Genomic DNA, 23,436 nt, shown 5'->3' on the forward strand with positions numbered 1-23,436 from the left:
GCGATACGGCGTTCCCGCATGACTCGCATCATCCGCATCCGCGCATCAGCCCACAGCGCCGCGTGGCTTGCTTACTGCGCCGCGCCGCGCGTGACGCTCAGGGCCACCGCTTCCGCGACCTCGATGCCGTCGATGGCAGCCGAGTAGATGCCGCCCGCATAGCCTGCACCCTCACCCGCCGGATACAGGCCGCGCACATTCACGCTCTGGTAGTCGTCGCCACGCCGCACCCGCACCGGCGACGAGGTGCGCGTCTCCACACCGGTCAGCACCGCATCGTGCATGGCAAAGCCTGAGATCTTGCGGTCGATCTGCGGCAGCGCCTCGCGGATCGCGGCGATGATGTAGTCCGGCAGCGCCGTGCTCAGGTCGGTCGGATGCACGGCCGGCGTGTACGAGGGTTGGACGGCGCCCAGCGTGGTCGAAGGACGGCCAGCGATAAAGTCACCGACCAGCTGGCCCGGTGCGCTGTAGTCGCCACCGCCCAGTTCGAAGGCGCGTGTCTCCCACTGCCGCTGGAAGGCGATGCCGGCCAGGGGACCGCCCGGAAAATCCTCCGGTGTGACGCCGACCACGATGCCCGCATTGGCGTTGCGCTCGTTGCGTGAATACTGGCTCATGCCGTTGGTCACCACGCGGCCCGGCTCCGAGGTTGCCGCCACCACCGTGCCGCCCGGGCACATGCAGAAGCTGTATACGGAGCGCCCGTTGCTGGCGTGGTGCACCACCTTGTAGTCGGCCGCGCCGAGCTCCTTGTGGCCGGCAAACTTGCCGAAGCGGCTGCGGTCGATCACGCCCTGCGGATGTTCGATGCGAAAGCCCATCGAGAACGGCTTGGCTTCCAGGTAGACGCCGCGGGCATGCAGCATCTCGAAGGTGTCGCGCGCGCTGTGGCCGACCGCCAGCACCACGTGATCGCAGCGCAGCGTCTCGCCGTTGCTCAGCACCAGCCCGCGCACCCGGCCATCTTCGATCTCGATATCGTCCACGCGCGTCTGGAAGCGCACTTCACCGCCCAGTGCGTGGATGGTGGCGCGCATCTTCTCCACCATGCTCACCAGCCGGAAGGTGCCGATGTGCGGCCGGGCGCGCCACAGGATGTCGTCCGGCGCGCCGGCCTTGACGAATTCCTCCAGCACCTTGCGGCCAAGGTGGCGCGGGTCCTTGATCTGGCTGTACAGCTTGCCGTCCGAGAACGTGCCTGCGCCGCCCTCGCCGAACTGTACGTTCGATTCCGGGTTAAGCACGCGCGTGCGCCACAGGCCCCAGGTATCCTTGGTGCGCTCGCGCACCGCCTTGCCGCGTTCCAGGATGATCGGGCGGAAGCCCATCTGCGCCAGGATCAGGCCGGCGAACAGTCCGCACGGCCCCATGCCGATCACCACCGGGCGCAGCGCCGCACCGTGCGCTGGCGCCTGTGCCACGAAGCGGTAGCCCATGTCCGGCGTCGGTCCGGCGTGCGGCGTACCGGTCATGCGCTGGAGGACGGCAGCCTCGTCCGCCACTTCCACGTCGATTACATAGGTCAGCTTGATGTCGCTGCGCTTGCGCGCATCGTGGGCGCGGCGAAAGACGGTGTAGCGCAGCAGGCCGGCCGGCGGTACGCCGAATTCGGCCAGGCGGGCGCGGATCGCGGCTTCGAGCGCCGCCTCGTCGTGGTCGAGGGGAAGTTTGAGTTCGCTAAGACGTAGCATGGACGATTCTGGGTATGGGTCGGCCAACCGACCAGACCTGCATTGTATAGACTCGGAGGCAGGGCCTGCAGGATTCCTGCGGCATGCCGGCGTGGCAGACCGGCAAGCGGGCAGGCCCTGCGCAACCCACAGGAGCATGACCATGGCCCAGCCGCGCAGTGCCGAGATCACGCTGTACCACGCCCCCAACACGCGCTCGCTCGGCGCGCTGACCCTGCTCGAGGAGCTGGGCGTGCCCTATCGCCTGCACGTACTCAATCTGCAGGCCGGTGAGCAGCGCCAGCCGGCCTATCTCGCCATCAACCCGATGGGCAAGGTGCCGGCCATCCGGCATGGCGATGCGGTCATCACCGAGCAGGCCGCAGTGTTCATCTACCTCGCCGATCTCTATCCCGAGGCCGGGCTCGCGCCGCCGATCGGCGATCCCCTGCGCGGACCGTACCTGCGCTGGATGGTGTTCTATGGCTCCTGCTTCGAGCCCGCACTCGCCGACCGTGCGCTGCAGCGGGCCGCCCCGCCGCCGGCCACCTCGCCCTATGGCGATTTCGACACGATGTTCGCGACGCTCAACCAGCAGCTGGCGCGCGGGCCGTATCTGCTCGGCACGCGCTACTGCGCCGCCGATGTACTGTGGGCGGGTGCCCTGCGTTGGACCACGGGTTTCAAGCTGGTGCCGGCCACGCCCGAGATCACGGCGTATCTCGCGCGCGTGACCACGCGCCCGGCATTCCAGCGTGCGCGTGCGGAGGATGCCAAGCTGGCGGCGGTGCAGTCTGCATCGTGATGCCCGGGCGAGCAGCGCCGCGTCGAGGCGCGTAAAGACACCTGAAGACACTTGAAGGCGTATAGCGGCGAGAGACCGTGGCCTGCAGCGGGGCGGTAGAATGACCGGTCCTGCCATTCTTGTCCCTCTGTTGCCATGTCTGTGTCTGCCGCGCTGGAAACCTACTTCGTTCACGTGACGGGTCACGTGCAGGGCGTCGGCTATCGTGCCTCGACCGTGCGGCAGGCGCACCTGCTCGGGGTGCGCGGCTGGGTGCGCAACATGCCGGACGGTGCGGTTCATGCGATGGTGCAGGGCACGCCCGACCAGGTCGATCACATGCTCGAATGGATGCGGCGCGGGCCTCCGCATGCCCAGGTGGACGGACTGGAGAGCCGGCGCGAATATACCGACCGGCGCTTCGACCGCTTCGAGCAGCGCTGAGCCGCCTGCATGGCGCGGCAGCCTGAGCGGCGCATCATGCGTATGACTTGGAGCCCACTCAGGGCGCTGGCGGCGTGAGCTGCGGATCGTCGTGGCGGCGTGCGGCGGACAGTGATGCGTAGTACGCCTTCTTCTGCTCGTACATCAGCAGGTCGGCACGCCGCACGGTATCTTCCACGCGCTCGTTCGGCAGGCTGGTAGCCACGCCGATCGACATGCTCAGCGCTACGCCCGAATAGAACTGGTTGTTCATGTCCACCAGCTTCTGGATATTTTCGACCAGCGCCATGCAGCCGCGCTCATCCGTGGCCGGCATCAGCACCGCGAACTCGTCGCCGCCGATGCGCGCCGCATAGGCGGGCTTTTCCACCGCCTTGATCAGCACCTCGCCGGCCCGGCGCAGCAGCGCATCGCCGACCGCGTGGCCGAGCTGGTCGTTGATCGGTTTCAGGCCGTTCAGGTCGATGATCAGCACCGAGACTGGCGACGGCCCCTTGCGCTGCAGGCGGTTCAGCTCATCCACATAGAACGAGCGGTTGTACAGCTTGGTCAGCACATCGTGCTTGCCGAGGTACTCGAGGTAGGCCTCGGCCTTCTTGCGCGCCGTGATGTCGGTCAGCGCGACCAGCACCAGATCCCAGTTTTCTTCATGCCCGGGCATCACCGAGAACTGCAGGTGCAGATGCAGCAGGTCGCCGTTCAGGGCGTAGTTGATGACCTCGTACTGGTGGAACAGCTTGTTGTTCCACAGGTCGATCAATTGTTCTCGGAAGTGGACACGCATGTCGTCGCGGAACACCAGGCTCAGGTTGTCGAGCAACGTCTGCTTGTTCGGCGCGTTGAACAGGGTCAGTGTGTGCTGGTTGACATCGATGACGCGGATCTCGCGCATGAAGCGCTCGACGAATTCCGGGTGCACATCGGTGAACACGCGGAAATCCTCGATGCCGTTGGCGCGGATGTCTTCGAGCAGGCGCTTGACCGCGCTGAAATCCTCGACCCACAGCGAGACCGGCGAATTCTCGAACAGCCCACGCGCGTAGAACTCGCTCAGTTCCAGTCCGCGCTTGGCCTGCTCTTTTTCCGTGACATCCTCGATGGCCAGCAGCACGCGGTCCCAGTTGGCCTCATGGCCGTGCAGGATGGTGCCCTTCAGCTCGATATCGAGGCGCTTGCCGCCCAGCGAGTAATTGACGCTCTTGCCGACGAAGGACTGCTTGCCGTCCCACAGCTGCACGAGCTCATCGATGTGCGCCGTCAGCATGTCGTCGCGGAAGACCTTGCCGAGGTGCGTGACCAGGTGGTCGAGATCGCGCGCTTCGTACATTTCCAGCGTGCGGCGGTTCACCTGCAGCACGCGGATGCAGGCCGAGCAGGCCTGCACGCGCGCTGGATCGTCCTGCAGCCAGGCGCGCAGGTCCACCACACCCGCGGCGCGCCAGGTCTCGAACAGCGCGCGCATCTCGCTATAGTCTTCCAGCCACAGGGAAACCGGGGCGAGATCGAAAATCTGGGCGTGGTCGTATTCGCTGGCAATCGCGGGGGAGGTGGAACGAGCTGAGGAGACGGTCATGATGCGCCACGCGGGAGAGAATGGCGCCAGTGTATTGGATTCCCCGGGCGCTTCCAACCGCCGCGAGAGGACGTGGTGCAAGCGCCACTCCACGGGTCGCCGCGACGCCGTGCGGTGGCCCGTGCATTGTCGAGATCACATGCGCCAGGACGGATCGGCGCGCTCCAGCATGCGTTGCCATGCGTCGAGGTGCGCGCGCGCATAACGTGGCGCATCGCGCAGGAAATCGGCCGCCGTGCGCGCCGCCAGCGCGGGCTCGATCTCGGCCAGCGGTTGTCCCATGGATGACGCCAGCACCTGCACCTGGGCGGCGCGTTCGAGGTAATAGAGATCATCGAAGGCCTGCGCGATGGTGGGCCCAACGACGATCGGACCGTGGCTGCGCAGGAACAGCACGCTGTGCTCGCCCAGTGCGCGCACCATACGCGCACCTTCTTCTCCCGCCAGCGCCAGGCCCTGGTAGCCGACGGTGGTGTCGTGGTCGTAGGCGATACGGCCGTGAAAACGCACGGCGTTCTGGTGGCACATCGCCAGCCGCCCGTCATGCAGCGCCGTGATGGCCGTCGCGTGCGGCATATGCGTGTGCAGCACGCACACCGCGCGCGGGTTGGCGCGGTGGATCTGCGAGTGGATGTGGAAGGCGGTGATTTCCACTTCGCCCGAACCTTCCAGGACAGTTCCTGCATCGTCCACCAGCAGCAGGTCGCTGGCGCGCATCTCCGCGAAATGGAGGCCGAACGGGTTGATCAGGTAGCAATCCGGCCGGCCCGGCGCCACGGCGCTGAAGTGGTTGCAGGTGCCTTCGTGCAGGCCAAGCTGCGCGGCGATGCGGAATACCGCCGCCAGATCGCGGCGCGCGGCCTGCAGGGCATCGGCGGTGGCGTTCTCGGAGGCGGCCAGCGGGGAAGTGTTGATCAGGCTCATACGGTCTCCTGGGTTCATTGCGGAGCAGTCGCCGGCAGCGCCGGCGCGGCGGGCGGCACGGCCGGCTGCGGCTGTGCCGGCGGCAGCACGCCGGAGGCTGCGGGTGAAGCTGGCGGCGAGGATGGAAGCGAGGATGGAAGCGAGGATGGGGGCGGCGCCGGAATCACCGGTCCCGAGGGCAGCACATCGGGCAAGGCGCCGGCAGCATCGGGTGTGGCCGAGGGCGCGGGCGGCAGCTCCGGCAAGGATTCCGAGGCGGGCGGTACGTCCACGGCGGACACCGGTGTGGGCGGTGCCGCCGGCCGTTTGGCCGGCACGGCGGGCGCCGCCGGTTCTTCCTTGCCGAACCACTGCGCGAACCACCCTTGCAGGCGCGCCTTCAGCGGATCGAGGAAGCTGGTGTTGTCCGGTTCGGCAAAGCGCTGCTTGGCATCCACCACGCGCGTGCGCATCGCGCGCTGGAACACCTCGCCGACGATCGGCAGCGCGCTGTGTGCGCCCTGCCCCCAGTAGTCGCTGCGCAGCGTGACGCGTGCGTCGTTGAAGCCCACCCACGCGCCGGCCACCAGTTGCGGATGCATCATGATGAACCAGCCGTCGGCATTGTCCTGCGTGGTGCCGGTCTTGCCGGCCACATCGCCGGGAATGCCGAAGCGCGAGCGGATCAGCGTGCCAGTGCCGCGGTCGATCACGTCGCGCATCACGTCGAGCAGCGTGTAGGCCGTAGCCGGTGCCAGCACGCGCTCGGCACGTGCTGGCCGGAATTCCGCGAGTACCTTGCCGTTGGCATTCTCGATACGCGTGACGAAGACCGGTTCGCGATAGGCGCCACCGTCGGCAATGGTGCCGTAGGCCGCAACCATTTCCTTGAGCGTGACCGGACTGGTGCCGAGCGCCAGCGACGGCACCGCGTCGAGCCTGCTCTGGCGCACACCCATCGCCTGCGCCAGTTTGGCCACGCGCGCCGGGCCGGTGTTCTGCATGAGTTGCGCGGTGATGGTGTTCTTGGAGTAGGCCAGTCCGTAACGCAGGCTCAGCGACTGGCCGCTCGGCGGACCGCCGTCTGTGGGTTTCCAGATCTCACCGCCAGGCAGGCGGAACTCCACTGCCGTATCGGGCAGCGTGTCCTCGGGTTTCGCGCCTTGCTGGAAGGCCGCGCCATACACGAAAGGCTTGAAGGTCGAGCCGGGCTGACGTTGTGCCTGCTGTACATGGTCGAAGGCATCCACGCTGTAATCGCGGCTGCCGACCCAGGCACGGATTGCACCGGTGGCCGGGTCGAGTGCCATGAAGCCGGCTTCGATGCGTGTCTTCTGGCGGCGCAGCGCGCGGATGAACTCGCGATCGTCGCGCAGCTGGCGCAACGCCTCCTCGGGCTTGCGGCCCTGCTCGACCAGCGTGCGGTACTGCGTCGATTCGCGGATAAAGCTGTCGACCAGCGCCGGGCTGTTCTGCCACGCGCCGCGCCAGGTCTGGTCGGCCAGCGCCTGCAGGCGGTCGCCCTGGCGCATCACCGCCTGGTTGGCCATGGTCTGCAGCCGGGCGTCGAGCGTGGTGTGTACCACCAGGCCGTCGGCGTCGAGGCTGTAGCCATTGCGGTCGGCCCAGTCGATCAGCCATTTGCGCAGGTATTCCGCGAAATGCTGGGCCGGGCCCGGCGAGGCCACCTGTCGCGCAAAGTCGATACGCAGGGTGCGCGCCTGCAGGCCCGCGAGTTTCGCCGCATCGAGCTTGCCGCGCTTGGCCATCTGGGCCAGCACGATATTGCGCCGCTGCACCGAGCGCTCGGGATTGAGCACCGGGTTGTAGTAGCTGGTGCCCTTGAGCATACCGATCAGCGTCGCGCTCTCGAGCACGTCGAGGCGGCGTGCGGGTTTGTCGAAATAGGTGCGCGCCGCCATCTCGATGCCGTAGGCGTTGTACAGGAACGGCACGGTGTTGAGATAGGTCTCGAGGATCTCGTCCTTGGTGTAGAGGGCCTCGATCTTCAGCGCGGTGATGGCTTCCTTGAGCTTGCGCGTCAGCGTGGGCGCGCGGCCGATGTCGTCGGGATAGAGATTGCGCGCCAATTGCTGGGTGATGGTCGAGCCGCCCTGCCGGTCGCCGGAGAACGTGCGCAGGGCCGCGCCGCCGATGCGCCGCCAGTCGAGCCCGAAATGGTCGCGGAAGCGGTGGTCCTCGGTGGCGATCAGCGCGTCGATGACAAACGGCGAGACCTGGTCGAGCGTCACCCACTCGCGGTTCGCGCGCTTGAACACCGCCAGCTCCTTGCCATCCGCCGACAGCACCTGCGCAGGCTGATCGATCTTGGCCTTGCGAATGTCGCCGATGCCGGGCGTGAAAGGCACCAGCAGCAGTGCATAGAGCAGAAACAGCGCGGGAACCGCCGCCACTGCCAGCACGATATCGCGCCGCGTCGGATGGCGCAGGCGCGCACCGAAGCGGCCGAATACCTCGACGGCCAGGCTTTTCAGATGTTGCGGGGTCATGACACCAGCATCATGGGGGCATGGCGCGCCTGGGCGCGCGGGCGGGGGCGGAAGATTGGCATTGTAGCGGCAGGCGTGGCGGCCGGGGCAAACCGGACGGGCGGCGCATCAAGACGATGTCGCCGGCCGGTCCGTTTACTGGAAGGCCACTTCAGCAAAGCTGCGCAGCTTGCGGCTGTGGAGGCGGTCCACGCCCTGCCGCCGCAGCGTTTCGAGCGCGGCGATGCCGATGCGCAGATGCTGGTCGACGCGGGCGCGGTAGAAATGGTTGGCCATGCCTGGCAGCTTGATCTCGCCATGTAGCGGCTTGTCGCTCACGCACAGTAGCGTGCCGTAGGGCACGCGGAAGCGGAAGCCGTTGGCGGCGATGGTGGCGCTTTCCATGTCGAGCGCGATGGCGCGGCTCTGGCTGAAGCGCCGCTCGGGCGTGCGGTGCGGCAACAGCTCCCAGTTGCGGTTGTCGGTGCTGGCCACCGTGCCGGTGCGCATGATGCGCTTCAATTCGTAACCGGTCAGCTGCGTCACTTCGGCAACGGCATCCTCGAGCGCCACCTGCACCTCGGCCAGCGGCGGAATTGGCACCCACAGCGGCACGTCTTCATCGAGCACATGGTCCTCGCGTACGTAGGCATGCGCCAGCACGTAGTCGCCGAGCTGCTGCGTGGTGCGCAGGCCGGCGCAGTGGCCGAGCATCAGCCACACATGTGGGCGCAGCACGGCAATGTGGTCGGTGATGGTCTTGGCGTTTGCCGGCCCTACGCCGATGTTCACCATGGTGATGCCGCTGCCGTCGGCGCGGATCAGGTGGTAGGCCGGCATCTGCGGCAGGCGCGGCGGCGGCGTGCCTGGATCGTCCGCGCCGTTGCCCACGCGCCGGTGGATTACGTTACCTGGTTCGACGAAGGCGATGTAGCCGTCGTCATCGGTGGGCGTGGCGGCATCGGGCGCACGGTTCATCATCTCGTGGCCGAGGCGTACGAACTCGTCGATGTAGAACTGGTAGTTCGTGAACATCACGAAGTTCTGGAAATGCTCCGGCGCGGTGCCGGTGTAGTGGCGCAGGCGCTGCAGCGAATAATCGACGCGCGGCGCGGTGAACAGCGCCAGTGGCTGCGCCTGGCCCGGCACGATGTCATAGATGCCGTTGGCGATGCCGTCGTCCATGGCCGACAGGTCCGGCAGGTCGAACAGGTCGCGCAACAGGCGGCGGCGCTCGAGGCTCAGGTCGCCTTCGATGTGGTAGTGCTCGGCGAACGAGAAATGCACGGGAATCGGTTGCGAGCTGGTGCCGATCTCCAGCTGCAGCCCTGCGTTGCCCTCATGGTTGGCCAGCAGCAGGCGGAACTGTTCCTCGTAGTAGTTGGCGAACAGGTCGGGCCGCGTGAGCGTGGTCTCGAACGTGCCCGGACCGGAAACGAAACCATACGACAGCCGCGAATCGGCGCGCGCCACGCTGTCGGTATGGAAGCGTACGAACGGATAGCAGGCGCGCACGCGCGCGTTCGGCGTATCGCCGGTGACGAAACGGTGCAGGTGCTCGCGCAGATGGGCAATGCTGTTGTCGTAGATGGTACGCACGCACGCCATGGCGGCGGCAGGGTCGTCGAAACGGGCGGGGGCGATGTATTGCGGTGTGAGCAACGTGCGACTCCCGGAAAGGTCGTGAGCAGGTCGGAGCGGGTGGCCGCCGGCACGGCAGGCCGTTGCGGATATTGTACGGGTTGCGCATGACGAATGCGATGCGCGGCGCCGTCACAGGCGTGTCATGATGGCCGTTGCCGAGCGCCGTACAATCGGTTGCCGGTTTCCCCAGCTGCCACATGGATCGCCATACTGGTCGCTGCACGCCGCATTTGTCCTTGCGTGTTTCCATCCGAGCCTTGCCATGCACTCTCGCTCCGCCTCGTCGTCCCGCCTGCCGCCGGCCATCTGGGCGCTGGGTTGCGTCAGTCTGCTGATGGATATTTCGTCCGAACTGATCCACAGCCTGCTGCCGGTCTTCATGGTCACCACGCTGGCGGCCAGCGCCACCATGGTGGGCCTGATCGAGGGCGCGGCGGAAGCCACCGCGCTGGTGCTCAAGGTGTTCTCGGGCGTCATCAGCGACTACTGGGGCAAGCGCAAGCCGCTGGCACTGTTCGGCTACGGGCTCGGGGCGCTGTCCAAACCCCTGTTCGCGCTGGCCTTGAGCCCCGGCATGGTGCTCGGTGCGCGCCTGATCGACCGTGTCGGCAAGGGCGTGCGCGGCGCCCCGCGCGATGCCCTGGTGGCTGATCTCGCGCCGCCCGGCATGCGCGGCGCGGCGTTCGGCCTGCGTCAGGCGCTCGACACCGTCGGAGCGTTCCTCGGCCCCTTGCTGGCCATTGGCCTGATGCTGCTGTGGGCCGGCGATTTTCGCGCGGTGTTCTGGGTCGCCATTATCCCGGCCGCGCTGTCGGTGGCAGTGCTCGCGCTGGGCGTGCGCGAACCCGATCATCCACGCGGACCGGTGCGGAGCAATCCGATCAGTCGTGCCAATCTCGCCCGGCTCGATCGCGCCTATTGGGGTGTCGTGATCGTGGGGGCGCTGTTTACGCTGGCCCGTTTTTCAGAAGCCTTTCTCGTGTTGCGTGCGCTCGATGGTGGCCTGCCGGTCGCGTGGACGCCCTTGGTGCTGATTGCCATGAACGTGGTCTATGCCGCCGCCGCCTATCCATGCGGCCGGCTCGCGGACCGGGTGTCGCACGGGCGTCTGCTGGCGCTCGGACTGGTGTTGCTGATCGCCGCCGACGTGGCACTGGCAATGGGCGCGCACGGTGGCTGGCTGTGGGGCGGGATCCTGCTGTGGGGCCTGCACATGGCCATGACACAGGGGTTGCTGGCAGCCATGGTGGCCGATACCGCGCCGGCCGACCTGCGCGGCACGGCCTATGGTTTCTTCAATCTTGTCAGCGGCGGCGCGCTGTTGTTGGCGAGCGTGCTGGCCGGCGTGCTGTGGGACCGCAGCGGTCCGGCGCTCACCTTTACCGTCGGCGCCGGTCTTGCCGCCGCAGCGCTGGCGGCCTTGCCACTGTTGGTGCGTCCTGCGTCCATCCCCGGGCCGGTACGCTGATGGCGTGGGCGGCGACCCGAAGACTTTCGCGGCAGAACGATTGTCCTCTATACTGAGAGCAATTGTCCTGCTGCCGCCTCGCAGCTGGCATCCCGGTCGACATCTATTCCCGTTTTAGCCGAGCCGCCCCATGCAACCCGCCGATCTCTCGCGTTACCTGGGCCAGTTGCGCGATTACTACCGCGCCGAGTCCATCATTCCCTCCACCACGCAGTTGGGCGCCCTGTGGGGCGTGGAAGCGCGTTCCTGGGCCCACCGCATCGCCGTACGCCTCAAGGAGGAACGTTTCCTTGAAGACGCGCCCGGCAACCGACTGCGCCCGGGGCCGCGCTTTTTCGAGCGTCCGCTGGCGGGCCGCGTGCGTGCTGGCTTGCCGGAAGCCGCGGCGGATGCGCCGGCCGATGTGGTGACCATCGACAGTTACCTGATCGACAAGCCGTCGGACACCGTGGTCTTCAAGGTCAAGGGCGATTCGATGATCGATGCCGCTATCCAGGATGGCGATTTCGTCGTGATCGAACGGCGCACCACGGCGCGCGTCGGCGAGATCGTGCTGGCCATGGTCGATGACGAATTCACGCTGAAATACCTGGCGCAGGATGCGGCCGGCTACTACCTTGAAGCGGCCAATGCGGCCTACGGGCCGATCCGCCCGGCGCGGGCGCTGGAAATCTATGGCGTCTATATCGGCCTGTTCCGCAAGGCCGGGCGGCCGCGCGCATGAGCGCCGTGTTCGACGCGGCAGCGACCGGGGGGCAGCCCGCCCCAGGTGCGGCAGACACGCCCGCGTATCTGGCCAGCCTCAACCCCGAGCAATGCACCGCCGCGCTGCATGCCGCCGCTGACGGTCCGCTGCTGGTGATCGCCGGCGCTGGTTCGGGCAAGACCAACACGCTGGCGCACCGCGTCGCGCATCTCGTCTTCAGCGGTGCCGATCCGCAGCGCATCCTGCTGCTGACTTTCTCGCGCCGCGCCGCCGCCGAAATGGAGCGGCGTGTCGGGCAGATCATCAACCGTGTGCTCGGCGCCCCGGCCGGGCAGCGGCCGCCGGTATTCCCATGGGCCGGCACCTTCCACGGCGTGGGCGCACGGCTGCTGCGCGAGGTGGCCGAGCAGATCGGCCTGTCGCCCGACTTCACCATCCACGACCGCGCCGATGCCGAGGACATGCTGGCGCTGGTGCGGCACGATCTTGGCCTCGACGCCACGCGGGACCGCTTTCCCACCAAGGCCACCTGCCTGGCGATCTACTCGCGCGCCGTGAACAGCGAGGCGGACCTGTCCGCCGTGCTGCGCACCGCCTTTCCGTGGTGCGCGCAATGGGAGGCGGAACTGGCCGAACTGTTCGAAAGCTACGTGGCTGCCAAGCAGGCGCAGCACGTGCTCGACTACGACGACCTGCTGCTGTACTGGGCGCACCTGATGCAGGAGCCTGCACTGGCTGCGCAACTGCGGGCGCGCTTCGATCACATCCTGGTGGACGAGTACCAGGACACCAACCGCCTGCAGGCCTCCATCCTGCTGGCGCTGCGGCCCGACGGGCGCGGCCTGACGGTGGTCGGCGACGATGCGCAGTCCATCTATTCCTTTCGTGCGGCCACGGTCCGCAACATCCTCGATTTTCCTCGCCACTTCGATCCGCCGGCGCGCATCGTCACGCTCTCCCGCAACTACCGCTCGACGCCGCCGATCCTCGCCGCATCGAATGCCATCATCGGCCTCGCGCCCGAGCGTTATGCCAAGGACCTGTGGAGCACGCGCGACGGCGGGCAGAAGCCGCGTCTCGTGTCGGTGGCTGACGAGGCCGAGCAGGCGCGCTGTGTCGCCGCCTCGGTGCTCGCCCATCGCGAGCAGGGCATGGCGCTCAAGGCGCAGGCGGCGCTGTTCCGCACGGCCAGCCACAGCGCGCAGCTCGAGATCGAACTGGTGCGGCGCAATATTCCGTTCGTGAAATTCGGCGGGCTGAAGTTTCTCGAGGCCACGCACGTCAAGGACGTGCTCTCGATGCTGCGCTGGGCGCAGAATCCGCGCAACCGCATCGCCGGTTTTCGCGTCGTGCGGCTACTGCCTGGCATCGGTCCAGTGAGCGCTACGCGTTTGCTCGATGCCATGGACGCGTCGGCCGATCCGCTGGCGGCCCTGCTCGCCTTCCGCATGCCCGCTGCGGCAGCAGAGGCCTGGGCCGCATTTGCCCCGCTGTTTGCCATGCTGCACCGGGAGCGTTCCGCGTGGCCTGCGGAGGTCGGTGCGGTGGCGCGCTGGTATGCGCCGCATCTCGAGCGCCTGCATGACGACGCGGCGGTGCGCAGCGGCGACATCGATCAGCTTGAACGCATCGCCGCCACGTATGCCTCGCGTGAGCGTTTCCTGACCGAGCTGACGCTCGATCCGCCGGAAGCGTCGAGTGGCGAATCCGGCGTGCCGCTGCGCGATGATGACTACATGGTGCTGTCAACCATCCACTCGGCCAAGGGGCAGGAGTGGCGCGCGGTGTCGATCCTCAACGTGGTCGATGGCTGCATGCCCTCGGATCTGGCGACCGGCTCGCAGGATGAGATCGAAGAGGAGCGCCGCCTGCTGTACGTGGGTATGACGCGGGCGCGCGATCATCTGCAGCTGATCGTGCCGCAGCGCTTCTATGTGCCGCAGCAAAAGTACGGTGACCGCCACGTGCTCGCAGGGCGCAGCCGCTTCATTTCCAACGTCGTGGCGCGCACCTTCGAGACGTGCTCGTGGCCACCCCCGCCGCCGCTCGAGCCGCTGCCGCCCTCGCGTCGCCCGCCGCCCGCCGCCATCGATATGCTGGCGCGGATGCGCGGGCAGTGGAAGGTGCGCTAAGATCGCGGTTCGATATTGCCGGAACTGCTACCCAAGGCTGTACCGATCCTTCGCGCGCTTTCGCCCTTCGACGCTTGAGCCCGCCCTTACCGCAGCATGGACTTTTTTTAGCTGGAACTGCCGACATGACCACGACGTTGCCCGCCATCGAAATCGAAACCGCACCGAATCCCGACTTCTCCGTCATCTGGATGCATGGCCTCGGCGCGGACGGCAGCGATTTCGTGCCGGTGGTGCCTGAGCTCGGCCTGTCCGAGGATGTCGCAGTGCGCTTCGTGTTTCCTCATGCGCCGACGATTCCGGTGACCATCAACAACGGCTACGTGATGCGCGCGTGGTACGACATCGTCGCCATTGACGGCGGTGCGCGCCACGCCGACGAGGCCGGGATCCGCGCCTCGCGCGACATCGTGCGCAAGCTGATCGAACGCGAGAACGGACGCGGCGTGCCGACCTCGCGCATCGTGCTGGCCGGTTTCTCGCAAGGCGGCGCGATTGCCTATATCGCCGGTCTCACGCATCCCGAGGCGCTGGCCGGGATCATCGCGCTGTCGACGTACATTCCCGCCCCGGCCCTGCTCGCTGCCGAGTTCGATCCCGCCAACCGTGCGACGCCGGTGTTCGCCGCCCATGGCACGCAGGATGGCGTGGTGCCGCTGCAGCTCGGCGAGCAGGCACGGCAGGTGCTGACGGACCTCGGCAATCCGCTCGAGTGGCGCACCTATCCGATGGCGCACTCCGTGTGCCTCGAGGAAATCACCGAGATCGGCGCATGGCTGACCGCGCGCATCGGTACACGCGCGGCCTGAGGGTTGCCTGAGCGGCTGCGCCAGCGTGCCGCGGCACCATGGCGCGGTCCACTCCACCGCGACGGCGAAGTATCCCTCCCCGCCCCCGGTCCAATAAGCGCTCAGTAAGCGCCCAGTAAGCGCCTGGTGCGGCGCTCAGTGCGCGTGCTGCTTGATCCAGGCCACGTAGCGATCCATCCAGCCCTGCAGGAACTTGCGGGTGCCGGGATTGCCGATGCCGCCGTCGGCATCGAACAGATCGTCCTTCATCTGCAGGTAGAGCTCCGGCTGCGTGAGCAGCGGCATGTCGAGGTAGCACAGCACATTGCGCAGGTGCTGCTGCGCCATCGAGGTACCGGTCGCACCCGGCGAGATGCCGGCCACGCCTGCCGGCTTGCCGGCCCACACGCTCTTGCCATACGGCCGCGAACCGTGGTCCAGCGCGTTTTTCAGGATGCCGGGCATCGAGCGGTTGTATTCCGGGGTCACGAACAGCACGCCGTGCGCCGCCTTGACCTCATCCTTCATGCGCTGCACCGGCGCAGCGGGATGGTCGTCGTCGTCCTGGTTGTAGAGCGGCAGGTCGTCCATGCGCACGTAATGAAACTTCAGTTCCGGCGGCGCCAATTTCTCGAGCGCGCGCGCCAGGCGCACATTGAACGATTCCTTGCGCAGGCTGCCGATGACAACGGCGATGGTGTACGGGGACATGGCTTCTCCTTGAAGCGGATACGCGGGAGACCGCGAAGGTGGGCAGCGGGCGCGACCATGGAGTCTCGAGCAAACAGTGCGAACCATGATCTGCCGTGCGGGTAACACAGAGTCTAGACAGGTTTGCCCGGGTTGTCTGCCGTGCTTTCTCCGACACGCGGCAGACGCCGCACCGGTATCGCGACGTGATGCGATTGACACGCCAGGACATGGATGCGGCTGGCGTATGCCAATGCGCGGAACCAATCCCGACAGGCACGGTCCACCGGGCATGAATACGCGCGCATACTCCCTCCCCCTCGCGCTCTGCACGGCGACATTGCTCGTTGCTTGCGGCAGCTCTCCGAAACAGCAGCAGGCGGCCGAGGCCCCCGCCGATACTCCGGCGGCGCAGGCCGCGGCACCCGCCCAGATGCCGGAATGGCAAATGCTGCGTGCGCGTCATTTCGAATGTGCCACCGACAAGGCCAACGAACTCATGCGTGGCAGCGCCTCCTCGCCCGACGTGGCCCGCCAGGCGCTGCGCGCGTGCGATGACCGGCTCTCGGCCATGCGCACCTCCTTCCGCACCTACCTCGAAACGCAGATGGTGTCCTCGCATGGCAAGGCTGGCGCACGCCGCGCCGCCGACCAGCTGGCGCGCGACACCGAGCGCAAGGTCCAGACGTATCTCGAGCAGTCCGTCGTCTACACACGCTACCAGGCCAAAGTCCGGTAAAGTAGAAACGTAACCAGAGGCATCCAGGGCATGCCCGTGCCATTGCGCGGTGCACCGCCCCATGACCACGGCTGACGCCATCAGGGGAGTACGACATGGTTTCCCATCTGCCTTCCGATCCGGAGCCGGGCAAGCACGCCGGCGCAGAACATATTGGCGATGCGCTCGAGCATCTCAGCAACGCCGTCGACGATGACAGCATTGCGGCCAGTGCCGCGAAGGGTTTGCTGTACAGCGTGATGGAGACCCTCGGCACGGTTATCGGCGACCCGGACCTGCCGGCGCATGTCCGTTCGGGTTACGAGGGGCTGCTCGAAAAGGCGCGTGAACTGCGCGCCCGGCTAGAGGAATGAAAGACGGCCAGCGCACGCTGGCCGCAGGAATACCACAGGATCAAAGCGGAGCCCGCGCCACGCGCCGGCTCCGTACTGCTCGCTCAGCCCTGGCGAATGACGCCGCACGCCAGACGCGGCCCGGCATTGCCGGTCGGCTGGGTGGTGTAGTCGTCCGGATCGCGGTGCACGATCAGGCCGCGGTCGAGCACGCTGTTCGCGCCGCGCCCCACGCTGATCGACGTCGTCACGAATTCCACGCGCGCCTGTCCGGCGGCATCCACCACCAGCGACGGCAGGTCGCCCGCGTGATGCGGTCCGGCGCCGTGGCGGCCGTGCGGCGTACCGCCCGGATTGAAGTGACCGCCCGCGCTCATGCCGTCACCGCTCGAGCAGTCGCCCTTCTCATGCACATGGAAACCCAGTTGCGCGCCCGGTGTCAGTCCGCGTACCGTGCCGGTCACGCGCACCTTGTCGCCAATCTGCTCGAAGCGCACCGAGCCGTTGGCAGTATTGCCGCGCGTTGGCTCGAGCTGGGCCGTGGCGACGGCCGAAGGCTTGGGTGTGGCACATGCGGCCAGGCCCAACGCGACTGCAGTGGCAACACCCGCGGTGGCCAGGATACGGGCCGACCGGCCGGCCGTTCGGAATGGATGCGGTATCTTCATTATTGTCTCCAGGTTGAGCGGCACGCGACACGTGCCCGCAGGGTCGAAGCGCCCTACGAGTGTTGATGCAGCGGCACCGCGTTGTCAACCTGAAGCGTGACGGGAAGACACCGGGAAACTCAGTCCTCCGCCACGAAGCCCGAGGCCTCGACGATCGGCTTCCAGGCGGCACGCTCGGTCAGCATGCGCTGCTGCGCTTCCTTGCCGGTCTTGCCGACCACTTCGAGGCCCAGCCCTTCGAGCTTGGCCGCCGTCGCGGCATTGTTCGAGGCTGCAATGAACATCTTCTCCACGCGCGCCATCACTTCCGGCGGCGTGCCGCCCGGCACGAACGCACCGTACCAGCTGGTGGCGTATTCGAACTGGCCGAAGCCCTGCTCCTTGGCTGTCGGCACTTCCGGCAGCGCCTTGGCGCGCTTGGTGCCGCTCACGCCGAGGAAGCGCAGCTTGCCGCCCTTGTAGAGCTGCATCATGCTGGCGACCGCATCCCAGCCCATCGACACATTGCCGCTGATTACATCGACCAGCATCGGCGATGCGCCGCGATACGCCGCCGGCGTGATCTTCACGTTGATGTCGTTGCCGAGCGCCACCGCGCCGAGATGACCTGCACTGCCAATGGTGGCGAGGCCAATGCTGGCCTGCTGCGGATTCTTCTTGGCCCAGGCGACATACTCCCCGAGGGTCTTGTACGGTTGCTGCGGACCGGCTGCGATGACTGTCGGCACATCGGTCAGCAGGGCTGCCGGCACCAGGTCCTTGTCGGCGTCGTAGCCGAGCTTTTTGTAGGTCAGCGGAAAGATGGTGAAGAGCGGCGACGGACCGACGAAGATCGTCTTGCCATCGGGCTTCGAGCGCTTCACATAGTCGAGCGCGAGGCGCGCCGAGGCGCCCGGCTTGTTTTCCACCAGCACCGTACCGTGGCCGTCCTGGCGCAGTTGCTCGGCGTACAGGCGCGCCAGGTTATCGGCGGCGCCGCCCGGCGCGTAGCCGACGATGATGCGGATCGGCGTGTCGTTGTCGTTTGCGGCCCAGGCCGGAGCGTGCAGGGCCAGGCCCGCCAGCATCGCCGCCGAGGCAGCCAGGGAATGTTGAACGAAGCGGCGGCGGGTAGAGGAAGTCATGTCGATGGGTCTCTCAAGTACAAACGAACGAAGAAGCAAAAGAACAAAGAAGCAAAAGAACAAACAAAAATGCAAGCAACGGTGTGCCGCCGCGCTCAGCACGCGCCGCCGGTTGCCGCGGCCGGAAACTGCGGCCAGCGGCCGCGCTGGTCGCACGCCGCTTCGAACACGGCGGCGGCGCGCAGCAGGTCGGCATCGCCACGGAACTGCCCTACCAGCTGCAGGCCGATGGGCAGGCCATCCGTACCGAACCCGCACGGCAGGCTGATAGCCGGATGGCCAGTCATATTGAACGGCATGGTCCACGGGAACCAGTGCGCGCGCACGTTCTCCAGGGCCTGGCCATCGATGTCGATGGTCCCGAACAGGTCCTGGTCGATCGGCAGCGCCGTGCGCGTCAGCGTCGGCATGGCAAGGAAATCGGCTCGCCCCAGCAGGTCCTGCACGCGCAGGAACAGCGCGCTGCGGTCGAACATGGCGCGCTGGTATTCCACGCCGCTGACTTCGGAGGCCGAGGCGATCTGCTTGAGGAAGGTCGGGCTCAGTGTGTCGCCGTGTTTCTCCGCCAGTTCCACGAAGCGCGTGCGCCACACGGTGTGGTTGATGGCGCGCCAGATGCTTTCGACATTGAAGCCCTCGCCGGAAAATTCTTCCAGTTCCGCGCCGAGTCCTGCCAGGGTGGTAAGGCTGGCCTCGAAGGCCTCGGCGACATCGGCGGCCACGGGCCGTCCCGGCGGCGCCAGGCAGTAGAGGATGCGGCGGCCGCGCAGGTCGCCCTGCGGCTGGGCCGCGCCAATGTAATCCGGAGACGGCATGCCGAGCGACCACGGATCGCAGGCGTGCGGTCCGGCCATGGCCTGCAGCATCAGGCCGGTATCGGCCACGGTACGCGTGGTCGGCGTGACATAGGTCTGGTTGCCGAACAGGTCCTGTGCCTGGCTGTGCGGCACCACGCCCTGGCTTTGCTTGATGCCCACCACGCCATTGCAGGCGGCCGGAATGCGCGTCGAGCCGCCGCCGTCAGTGGCCACCGCCAGTGGGGCGATGCCGCTGGCGACGGCCACCGCCGCGCCGCCGCTCGAGCCGCCGCTGGTGCGTGTGGCATCCCAGGCATTGCGGGTGCGGCCGTAGAGCGGGGAATCGGTCAGGCATTTCGAGCCGAATTCCGGCGATGTGGTCTTGCCGATCAGGATTGCGCCTTGCGCGCGCAGGCGTGCGACCGACACTGCATCCTGCGCCGGTACATTGTCGGCAAACGGTACCGCGCCGAAGGTGGTGCGCACACCGGCGGTGTTGACGATGTCCTTGACGGTGAACGGGATGCCATGCAACAGGCCCAGCGGACGGCCTGCGCTGATGGCCTGTTCGGCCTGCCGGGCCTCTTCCATCGCCGAATCGGCGCAGAGCGTAATGAAGCAGTTGAGTTCGGGTTGCAGGCGTGCGGCGCGTGCCAGCACGGCGGCCGTCACGTCTACGGGGGAAATGTCCTTGCGGGCGATGCGGGTGCGAAGCTCAGCGGCGGACAGGAAACAGAGCGCTTCGCTCATGAACGGCAATCTCCAGTCGGTATTCTGCGGCCCGCGCATGCGCGCAGCCGGCACAGCCGTAAGGATAACCCGTATTGGTGCTGCTCCAGCGTGTGAACATCAACCGGCGCTCGTCCGCGTCTCCCATGGCAGGCCGGTATCGAAGCGTTTTTTCAGGAACTCCACGAAGGCGCGCAGCGGCGGTGGCGTATAGCGCGTTGGCAGCGTGATGGCGTAGAGCGTCGCGCCGGGTGAGCCGGTCAGCCGGTAGTCGTCGAGCACCGTCACCAGCGTGCCGCGCTGGCGGCCCTCCGCAGCCACGTAGGATGGCAGCAGCGCGATGCCGTGGCCCGCCGCCGCCATTTCGCCGAGAAAGCCGTAGTCGGCCGACTCGATATGCGACTGCAGCGCCGTGCGGTGCAACTGGCCGGTCTGCGCGTGCGCCAGCTCGAGCGCCACGCGGTGCCGCACGCCCAGGCAGGTATGGCTGGTCAGGTCTTCCGGTGTTTGCGGTCGCCCACGCGCCGCGAGATAGCCGGGGCTTGCGCATAGCCGCCACTCGATCGGCCCGAGCGCGCGCGCCACACAATGCTCGCCCGGTTCGTTGGTGACCCGCAGCGCGACGTCGATATTGCTTTCCATCAGATCGACCATGCCGCCCTTGAAGGTGACGGACAGCGTTACCTCCGGAAAGCGCGTACAAAACTCCGCGAACAGCGCCGTCAGGTACAGCCGTCCCACGGCCGGCGGACAGCTGACATGCAAAGGTCCGCGCACCACGCTGCCCAGCGTGTCGAGCAACTCGGCGGCGCGCTCCACCTCGGCGCGGATCACGGTGCATTGCGCATAGAATGCCTCGCCGATGTCGGTCAGGCTCATGCGCCGCGTGGTGCGCCGGAGCAGCTGCGCCTGGGCGTCGCGCTCGAGCTTGCGGATGCGGCGGCTGACATTGGAGCGGTCGATGCCGAGCTTGCGCGCCGCGCCCATGAAGCTGCCGGCCTCCACCACGGTGGCGAAGAAGAGATAGGCGTCGAGTTCCATGATCCTGTCGATTGATGCGTTGTGCGCAACAAACTTGTGCGCGCCAGTAGTCTTACAGAGCGCGCACGCCAATGCAATACTGCAGCAAACCTCATATCGACAACGCATAACCCGGAGGAGACATGAAGCGGATCATTTCCGTGCTGGCAGCGTGTGCTGCGGCAATCGCAACGAATGTGCAGGCGGCCTATCCTGACAGGCCGATTACGCTGGTCGTGCCGTTTCCGGCGGGCGCGACCACCGATACCGTGGCGCGCGTGGTTAGCCAGGCGGCTTCGATCGAGCTGGGCCAGCCCATCGTGGTCGACAACAAGCCGGGCGCGGAAGGCCAGGTGGCGGCGCAGGATGTGGTGCGCGCCGCGCCCGATGGCTATCGCCTCCTGCTCGGTACCTCGGGCAATCTCTCGCTGGTGCCGGCGCTACGCAAGAAGCCGCCCTACGACGTGCTGACCGACTTCACGCCGGTGGCCGATGTCGGCCGCTTCAGCTTCTTCCTCTACGTGCACCCCAGCGTGCCGGCGAAGACGCTCAAGGAATTCCTCGACTACGCCAAGGCCAATCCGGGCAAGATGAGCTACGGCACCGGCAACAACACCGGTGTCGTCGCCTTCTCGCATTTCAACACGCTCAACGGCCTCGATCTCACGCATGTCCCGTACAAGGGCGAGCCGCCCGCGATGCTTGACCTGATCGCCGGCCGCACGCAGGCCATGATCGGCACCACCATCGGTGCGCCATACATGCGTGACGGCAAGCTGCGCGCGCTGGTCACCATCAACGCGCAGCGCAATAGTTTGCTCGCCGACGTGCCGACGCTGCGCGAAAGCGGCATGCGCGATCTCGAGATCGTGCCCTGGGCCGGGCTGGTCGGTCCGGCCGGCCTGCCGCGCGATGTTGTGACGCGCCTCAACAAGGCGTTCGTCGCCGCGCTCAACAAGCCCGAGGTGCGCGCGCAGATGGATCGGCTGGGCTTTCCGCTCACACCGTCCACGCCGGAAGCCTTCGGCCGGATGATGAAAGAACAGCTTGCCATCCATGCGCGCCTCGTCAAATCGGCGGGCCTGCAGCCCGACTGACCGACATTGCGGACCGGCGCTATGCGCTGGTCCGCCCCCGCCCCGAATCCCTACGCAAACACACAGGAGAAGCAAGCATGGTTGCCGCATTGCAGTATGGCGATGAGCGCATCGAAGGAGCAGAGATCGCGCGCCACGCCGCCTGCGTTGCAAGTGGACTGCGGTCCATCGGGATTGGCGAGGATGCGGTGGTTGCGCTGGTAATGCGCAATGCGCCGGCCCTGTTCGAAATCACGCTGGCCTGCAACCGCATTGGCGCGTTTCATTGTCCGATCGACTGGCGCTTCAAGGTCGACGAACTGTCGTACATCCTGCATGACAGCGGCGCGCGCGCAGTGTTCATCGATGCCGACCTGCTGGCCGCGCTGGCTCCCGCGATACCGCTGGGTGTCACGGTCATCGCGGTGGAGCCGGCGCCGCTGGCGCTGCAGGCCTATCGTAATGTCGCGTCAGCCGCCGTCCAGGATCCCGCCGCGCCACCCGTCACGCACTACGCAGCGTGGCGCGATGCGCAGATCCCCGATGCTGGCCCGGAATGCCGCCCCCGCGGTCGCTTTGCCTATACCTCCGGCACCACCGGCAAGCCGAAGGGCGTGCGCCGCATCGCCGAGGGATTGCATCCGGAGCAACCGCGCCTGCTGCGAGAAACCGTCAAGGCCACGTTTGACTATGAGAGCGATGCGCGTGTGTATCTGTCCGCGCCGCTCTACCACGGCGCGCCGAATCTCTATGGCGTGCAGGCAATGCTGACTGCCGCGCTGGTCGTGCTCGATCCGCGTTTCGATGCTGAAGGCACGCTGCGCGCGATCGCACGGCATCGCATCACGCACCTTTATCTCGTGCCGACCATGTGCGTGCGCCTGCTGGCCTTGCCGGACGATGTGAAAGCGCGATACGACCTGTCCTCGGTGCGTTTCGTGGCGTGCACTGGTGCGCCCTTCGCGCCTCCCGTCAAGGAGGCCATGATCGCGTGGTGGGGACCGGTCATCAATGAATCCTACGCTTCCAGCGAAACCGGCATGGTGACGGTCATCTCCTCCGCCGATGCCTTGCGCAAGCCTGGCTCGGTCGGCCGGCCGGTCAGTGCCGCCGAGGTCCGCATTTACGATGACGCGGGCCGTCGCCTCGGGCCGGGGCAGACCGGCAATATTCACGTACGCCAGCCAGCCTATGCCGACTTCACGTATCACAACCGCCCGGAAGCGCGCGCCGAGATCGATCGTGAAGGACTGGCCTGCGTGGGCGACATAGGTTATCTCGACGACGAAGGTTTCCTGTTTATCTGCGACCGCAAGAGCGACATGGTGATCTCCGGCGGCGTCAACATCTATCCGGCTGAGGTCGAGAATGCGCTTGCCGGCATGCCTGGGGTCGCCGACTGTGTCGTCTTTGGGGTGCCGCATGCGGAGTTCGGCGAGGCGCTGGTGGCGGTGATCGAGCCGACGCCTGGTGTGCCGGTCGATGTGGAGGCTGTCCGCGCCTGGCTGAAGGCGCGCCTCGCCAGCTACAAGGTGCCCAAGCGCATCGAGCTGATGAATGCGCTGCCGCGCCAGGAGAGCGGCAAGATCCACAAGCGCAGGCTGCGCGACGCCTACTGGCAGGACGCGGGGCGGCGCATCTGAGCGCGCCGTGCACC

General features: G+C 66.9%; 20 protein-coding genes. 10 read left to right on the top strand and 10 right to left on the bottom strand.

Annotated elements, in window-relative coordinates; translation table 11 throughout:
* Positions 1-71: 71 nt before the first annotated feature.
* Complete coding sequence (locus ACQ3C8_RS14820; RefSeq protein ID WP_428851976.1) at positions 72-1,694, bottom strand: NAD(P)/FAD-dependent oxidoreductase; 1,623 nt, start codon at positions 1,692-1,694, stop codon at positions 72-74.
* Positions 1,695-1,836: 142 nt separating this feature from the next.
* On the opposite strand from ACQ3C8_RS14820, the gene ACQ3C8_RS14825 reads away from it, so the two are divergent.
* Together ACQ3C8_RS14825 and ACQ3C8_RS14830 are read left to right on the top strand one after the other, a co-directional pair.
* Entirely contained in the window at positions 1,837-2,478 is a 642-nt protein-coding gene (locus tag ACQ3C8_RS14825; RefSeq protein ID WP_428851977.1) for a glutathione S-transferase family protein, read from the top strand.
* Between the two features lie 135 nt (positions 2,479-2,613).
* Positions 2,614-2,901 (top strand): acylphosphatase, encoded by a 288-nt coding sequence (locus tag ACQ3C8_RS14830; RefSeq protein WP_009522759.1) that lies wholly within the window; start codon positions 2,614-2,616, stop codon positions 2,899-2,901.
* Positions 2,902-2,959: 58 nt separating this feature from the next.
* Here ACQ3C8_RS14830 and ACQ3C8_RS14835 read toward each other — a convergent pair whose 3' ends face one another.
* From ACQ3C8_RS14835 to ACQ3C8_RS14850, 4 genes are all read right to left on the bottom strand, one after another.
* On the bottom strand, positions 2,960-4,474 hold the full coding sequence (locus ACQ3C8_RS14835) for a diguanylate cyclase domain-containing protein (RefSeq protein ID WP_428851978.1): 1,515 nt from the start codon (positions 4,472-4,474) through the stop codon (positions 2,960-2,962).
* 135 nt (positions 4,475-4,609) lie between these two features.
* On the bottom strand, positions 4,610-5,398 hold the full coding sequence (locus ACQ3C8_RS14840; RefSeq protein ID WP_428851979.1) for an aldolase: 789 nt from the start codon (positions 5,396-5,398) through the stop codon (positions 4,610-4,612).
* Between the two features lie 14 nt (positions 5,399-5,412).
* Positions 5,413-7,887: a transglycosylase domain-containing protein gene (locus ACQ3C8_RS14845; protein WP_428851980.1), complete on the bottom strand. Its 2,475-nt coding sequence runs from the start codon at positions 7,885-7,887 to the stop codon at positions 5,413-5,415.
* 135 nt (positions 7,888-8,022) lie between these two features.
* On the bottom strand, positions 8,023-9,528 hold the full coding sequence (locus ACQ3C8_RS14850; protein ID WP_428851981.1) for an AMP nucleosidase: 1,506 nt from the start codon (positions 9,526-9,528) through the stop codon (positions 8,023-8,025).
* A 244-nt stretch (positions 9,529-9,772) separates the two neighbouring features.
* On the opposite strand from ACQ3C8_RS14850, the gene ACQ3C8_RS14855 reads away from it, so the two are divergent.
* From ACQ3C8_RS14855 to ACQ3C8_RS14870, 4 genes are all read left to right on the top strand, one after another.
* Entirely contained in the window at positions 9,773-10,978 is a 1,206-nt protein-coding gene (locus ACQ3C8_RS14855; RefSeq protein ID WP_009522754.1) for an MFS transporter, read from the top strand.
* Between the two features lie 130 nt (positions 10,979-11,108).
* Positions 11,109-11,702, top strand: coding sequence for a LexA family protein (locus tag ACQ3C8_RS14860; protein WP_428851982.1), 594 nt, complete (start codon positions 11,109-11,111; stop codon positions 11,700-11,702).
* Entirely contained in the window at positions 11,699-13,816 is a 2,118-nt protein-coding gene (locus ACQ3C8_RS14865; RefSeq protein WP_428851983.1) for an ATP-dependent helicase, read from the top strand. The genes ACQ3C8_RS14860 and ACQ3C8_RS14865 overlap by 4 nt, the downstream gene beginning before the upstream one ends.
* Before the next feature lie 125 nt (positions 13,817-13,941).
* Entirely contained in the window at positions 13,942-14,625 is a 684-nt protein-coding gene (locus ACQ3C8_RS14870; protein WP_428851984.1) for an alpha/beta hydrolase, read from the top strand.
* Between the two features lie 135 nt (positions 14,626-14,760).
* Here the strand turns inward: ACQ3C8_RS14870 and ACQ3C8_RS14875 are convergent, their stop codons facing one another.
* A complete protein-coding gene (locus ACQ3C8_RS14875) occupies positions 14,761-15,315 on the bottom strand; it encodes an NADPH-dependent FMN reductase (protein ID WP_428851985.1) in 555 nt (184 codons plus the stop codon).
* A 427-nt stretch (positions 15,316-15,742) separates the two neighbouring features.
* Here ACQ3C8_RS14875 and ACQ3C8_RS14880 point away from each other — a divergent pair, with 427 nt between their 5' ends.
* Positions 15,743-16,033, top strand: coding sequence for a hypothetical protein (locus ACQ3C8_RS14880; protein ID WP_428851986.1), 291 nt, complete (start codon positions 15,743-15,745; stop codon positions 16,031-16,033).
* Between the two features lie 95 nt (positions 16,034-16,128).
* The gene (locus ACQ3C8_RS14885) at positions 16,129-16,386 is read left to right on the top strand and encodes a hypothetical protein (protein WP_009522748.1); all 258 of its coding nucleotides are present in this window, start codon (positions 16,129-16,131) and stop codon (positions 16,384-16,386) included.
* A gap of 83 nt (positions 16,387-16,469) precedes the next feature.
* Here ACQ3C8_RS14885 and ACQ3C8_RS14890 read toward each other — a convergent pair whose 3' ends face one another.
* The 4 genes from ACQ3C8_RS14890 to ACQ3C8_RS14905 all read right to left on the bottom strand — a co-directional run bounded on the left by ACQ3C8_RS14890 (position 16,470) and on the right by ACQ3C8_RS14905 (position 20,724).
* Positions 16,470-17,033, bottom strand: a complete 564-nt coding sequence (locus tag ACQ3C8_RS14890; RefSeq protein ID WP_428851987.1) for a superoxide dismutase family protein — start codon at positions 17,031-17,033, stop codon at positions 16,470-16,472.
* A 119-nt stretch (positions 17,034-17,152) separates the two neighbouring features.
* Positions 17,153-18,157, bottom strand: coding sequence for a Bug family tripartite tricarboxylate transporter substrate binding protein (locus tag ACQ3C8_RS14895; protein ID WP_009522746.1), 1,005 nt, complete (start codon positions 18,155-18,157; stop codon positions 17,153-17,155).
* 95 nt (positions 18,158-18,252) lie between these two features.
* Positions 18,253-19,704: an amidase gene (locus tag ACQ3C8_RS14900; RefSeq protein ID WP_428851988.1), complete on the bottom strand. Its 1,452-nt coding sequence runs from the start codon at positions 19,702-19,704 to the stop codon at positions 18,253-18,255.
* Between the two features lie 99 nt (positions 19,705-19,803).
* Positions 19,804-20,724, bottom strand: coding sequence for a LysR family transcriptional regulator (locus tag ACQ3C8_RS14905; RefSeq protein WP_428851989.1), 921 nt, complete (start codon positions 20,722-20,724; stop codon positions 19,804-19,806).
* A gap of 122 nt (positions 20,725-20,846) precedes the next feature.
* Between ACQ3C8_RS14905 and ACQ3C8_RS14910 the strand changes: the two genes are divergently transcribed.
* The gene (locus ACQ3C8_RS14910) at positions 20,847-21,800 is read left to right on the top strand and encodes a Bug family tripartite tricarboxylate transporter substrate binding protein (protein ID WP_009522743.1); all 954 of its coding nucleotides are present in this window, start codon (positions 20,847-20,849) and stop codon (positions 21,798-21,800) included.
* Positions 21,801-21,877: 77 nt separating this feature from the next.
* A complete protein-coding gene (locus tag ACQ3C8_RS14915; protein WP_428851990.1) occupies positions 21,878-23,422 on the top strand; it encodes an AMP-binding protein in 1,545 nt (514 codons plus the stop codon).
* Positions 23,423-23,436: the final 14 nt, after the last annotated feature.

Origin of the sequence: Imbroritus primus (assembly GCF_964332355.1) — a bacterium.
GTDB lineage: Bacteria > Pseudomonadota > Gammaproteobacteria > Burkholderiales > Burkholderiaceae > Imbroritus > Imbroritus primus.

What these genes read in the sequence shown, in the direction of transcription:
- ACQ3C8_RS14895 (WP_009522746.1), bottom strand. Translation starts at nt 18,157, where the DNA reads ATGACTTCCTCTACCCGCCGCCGCTTCGTTCAACATTCCCTGGCTGCC.
- ACQ3C8_RS14890 (WP_428851987.1), bottom strand. Translation starts at nt 17,033, where the DNA reads ATGAAGATACCGCATCCATTCCGAACGGCCGGCCGGTCGGCCCGTATC.
- ACQ3C8_RS14905 (WP_428851989.1), bottom strand. Translation starts at nt 20,724, where the DNA reads ATGGAACTCGACGCCTATCTCTTCTTCGCCACCGTGGTGGAGGCCGGC.
- ACQ3C8_RS14910 (WP_009522743.1), top strand. Translation starts at nt 20,847, where the DNA reads ATGAAGCGGATCATTTCCGTGCTGGCAGCGTGTGCTGCGGCAATCGCA.
- ACQ3C8_RS14915 (WP_428851990.1), top strand. Translation starts at nt 21,878, where the DNA reads ATGGTTGCCGCATTGCAGTATGGCGATGAGCGCATCGAAGGAGCAGAG.
- ACQ3C8_RS14880 (WP_428851986.1), top strand. Translation starts at nt 15,743, where the DNA reads ATGCTGCGTGCGCGTCATTTCGAATGTGCCACCGACAAGGCCAACGAA.
- ACQ3C8_RS14870 (WP_428851984.1), top strand. Translation starts at nt 13,942, where the DNA reads ATGACCACGACGTTGCCCGCCATCGAAATCGAAACCGCACCGAATCCC.
- ACQ3C8_RS14855 (WP_009522754.1), top strand. Translation starts at nt 9,773, where the DNA reads ATGCACTCTCGCTCCGCCTCGTCGTCCCGCCTGCCGCCGGCCATCTGG.
- ACQ3C8_RS14885 (WP_009522748.1), top strand. Translation starts at nt 16,129, where the DNA reads ATGGTTTCCCATCTGCCTTCCGATCCGGAGCCGGGCAAGCACGCCGGC.
- ACQ3C8_RS14830 (WP_009522759.1), top strand. Translation starts at nt 2,614, where the DNA reads ATGTCTGTGTCTGCCGCGCTGGAAACCTACTTCGTTCACGTGACGGGT.
- ACQ3C8_RS14865 (WP_428851983.1), top strand. Translation starts at nt 11,699, where the DNA reads ATGAGCGCCGTGTTCGACGCGGCAGCGACCGGGGGGCAGCCCGCCCCA.
- ACQ3C8_RS14820 (WP_428851976.1), bottom strand. Translation starts at nt 1,694, where the DNA reads ATGCTACGTCTTAGCGAACTCAAACTTCCCCTCGACCACGACGAGGCG.
- ACQ3C8_RS14835 (WP_428851978.1), bottom strand. Translation starts at nt 4,474, where the DNA reads ATGACCGTCTCCTCAGCTCGTTCCACCTCCCCCGCGATTGCCAGCGAA.
- ACQ3C8_RS14875 (WP_428851985.1), bottom strand. Translation starts at nt 15,315, where the DNA reads ATGTCCCCGTACACCATCGCCGTTGTCATCGGCAGCCTGCGCAAGGAA.
- ACQ3C8_RS14840 (WP_428851979.1), bottom strand. Translation starts at nt 5,398, where the DNA reads ATGAGCCTGATCAACACTTCCCCGCTGGCCGCCTCCGAGAACGCCACC.
- ACQ3C8_RS14860 (WP_428851982.1), top strand. Translation starts at nt 11,109, where the DNA reads ATGCAACCCGCCGATCTCTCGCGTTACCTGGGCCAGTTGCGCGATTAC.
- ACQ3C8_RS14825 (WP_428851977.1), top strand. Translation starts at nt 1,837, where the DNA reads ATGGCCCAGCCGCGCAGTGCCGAGATCACGCTGTACCACGCCCCCAAC.
- ACQ3C8_RS14845 (WP_428851980.1), bottom strand. Translation starts at nt 7,887, where the DNA reads ATGACCCCGCAACATCTGAAAAGCCTGGCCGTCGAGGTATTCGGCCGC.
- ACQ3C8_RS14900 (WP_428851988.1), bottom strand. Translation starts at nt 19,704, where the DNA reads ATGAGCGAAGCGCTCTGTTTCCTGTCCGCCGCTGAGCTTCGCACCCGC.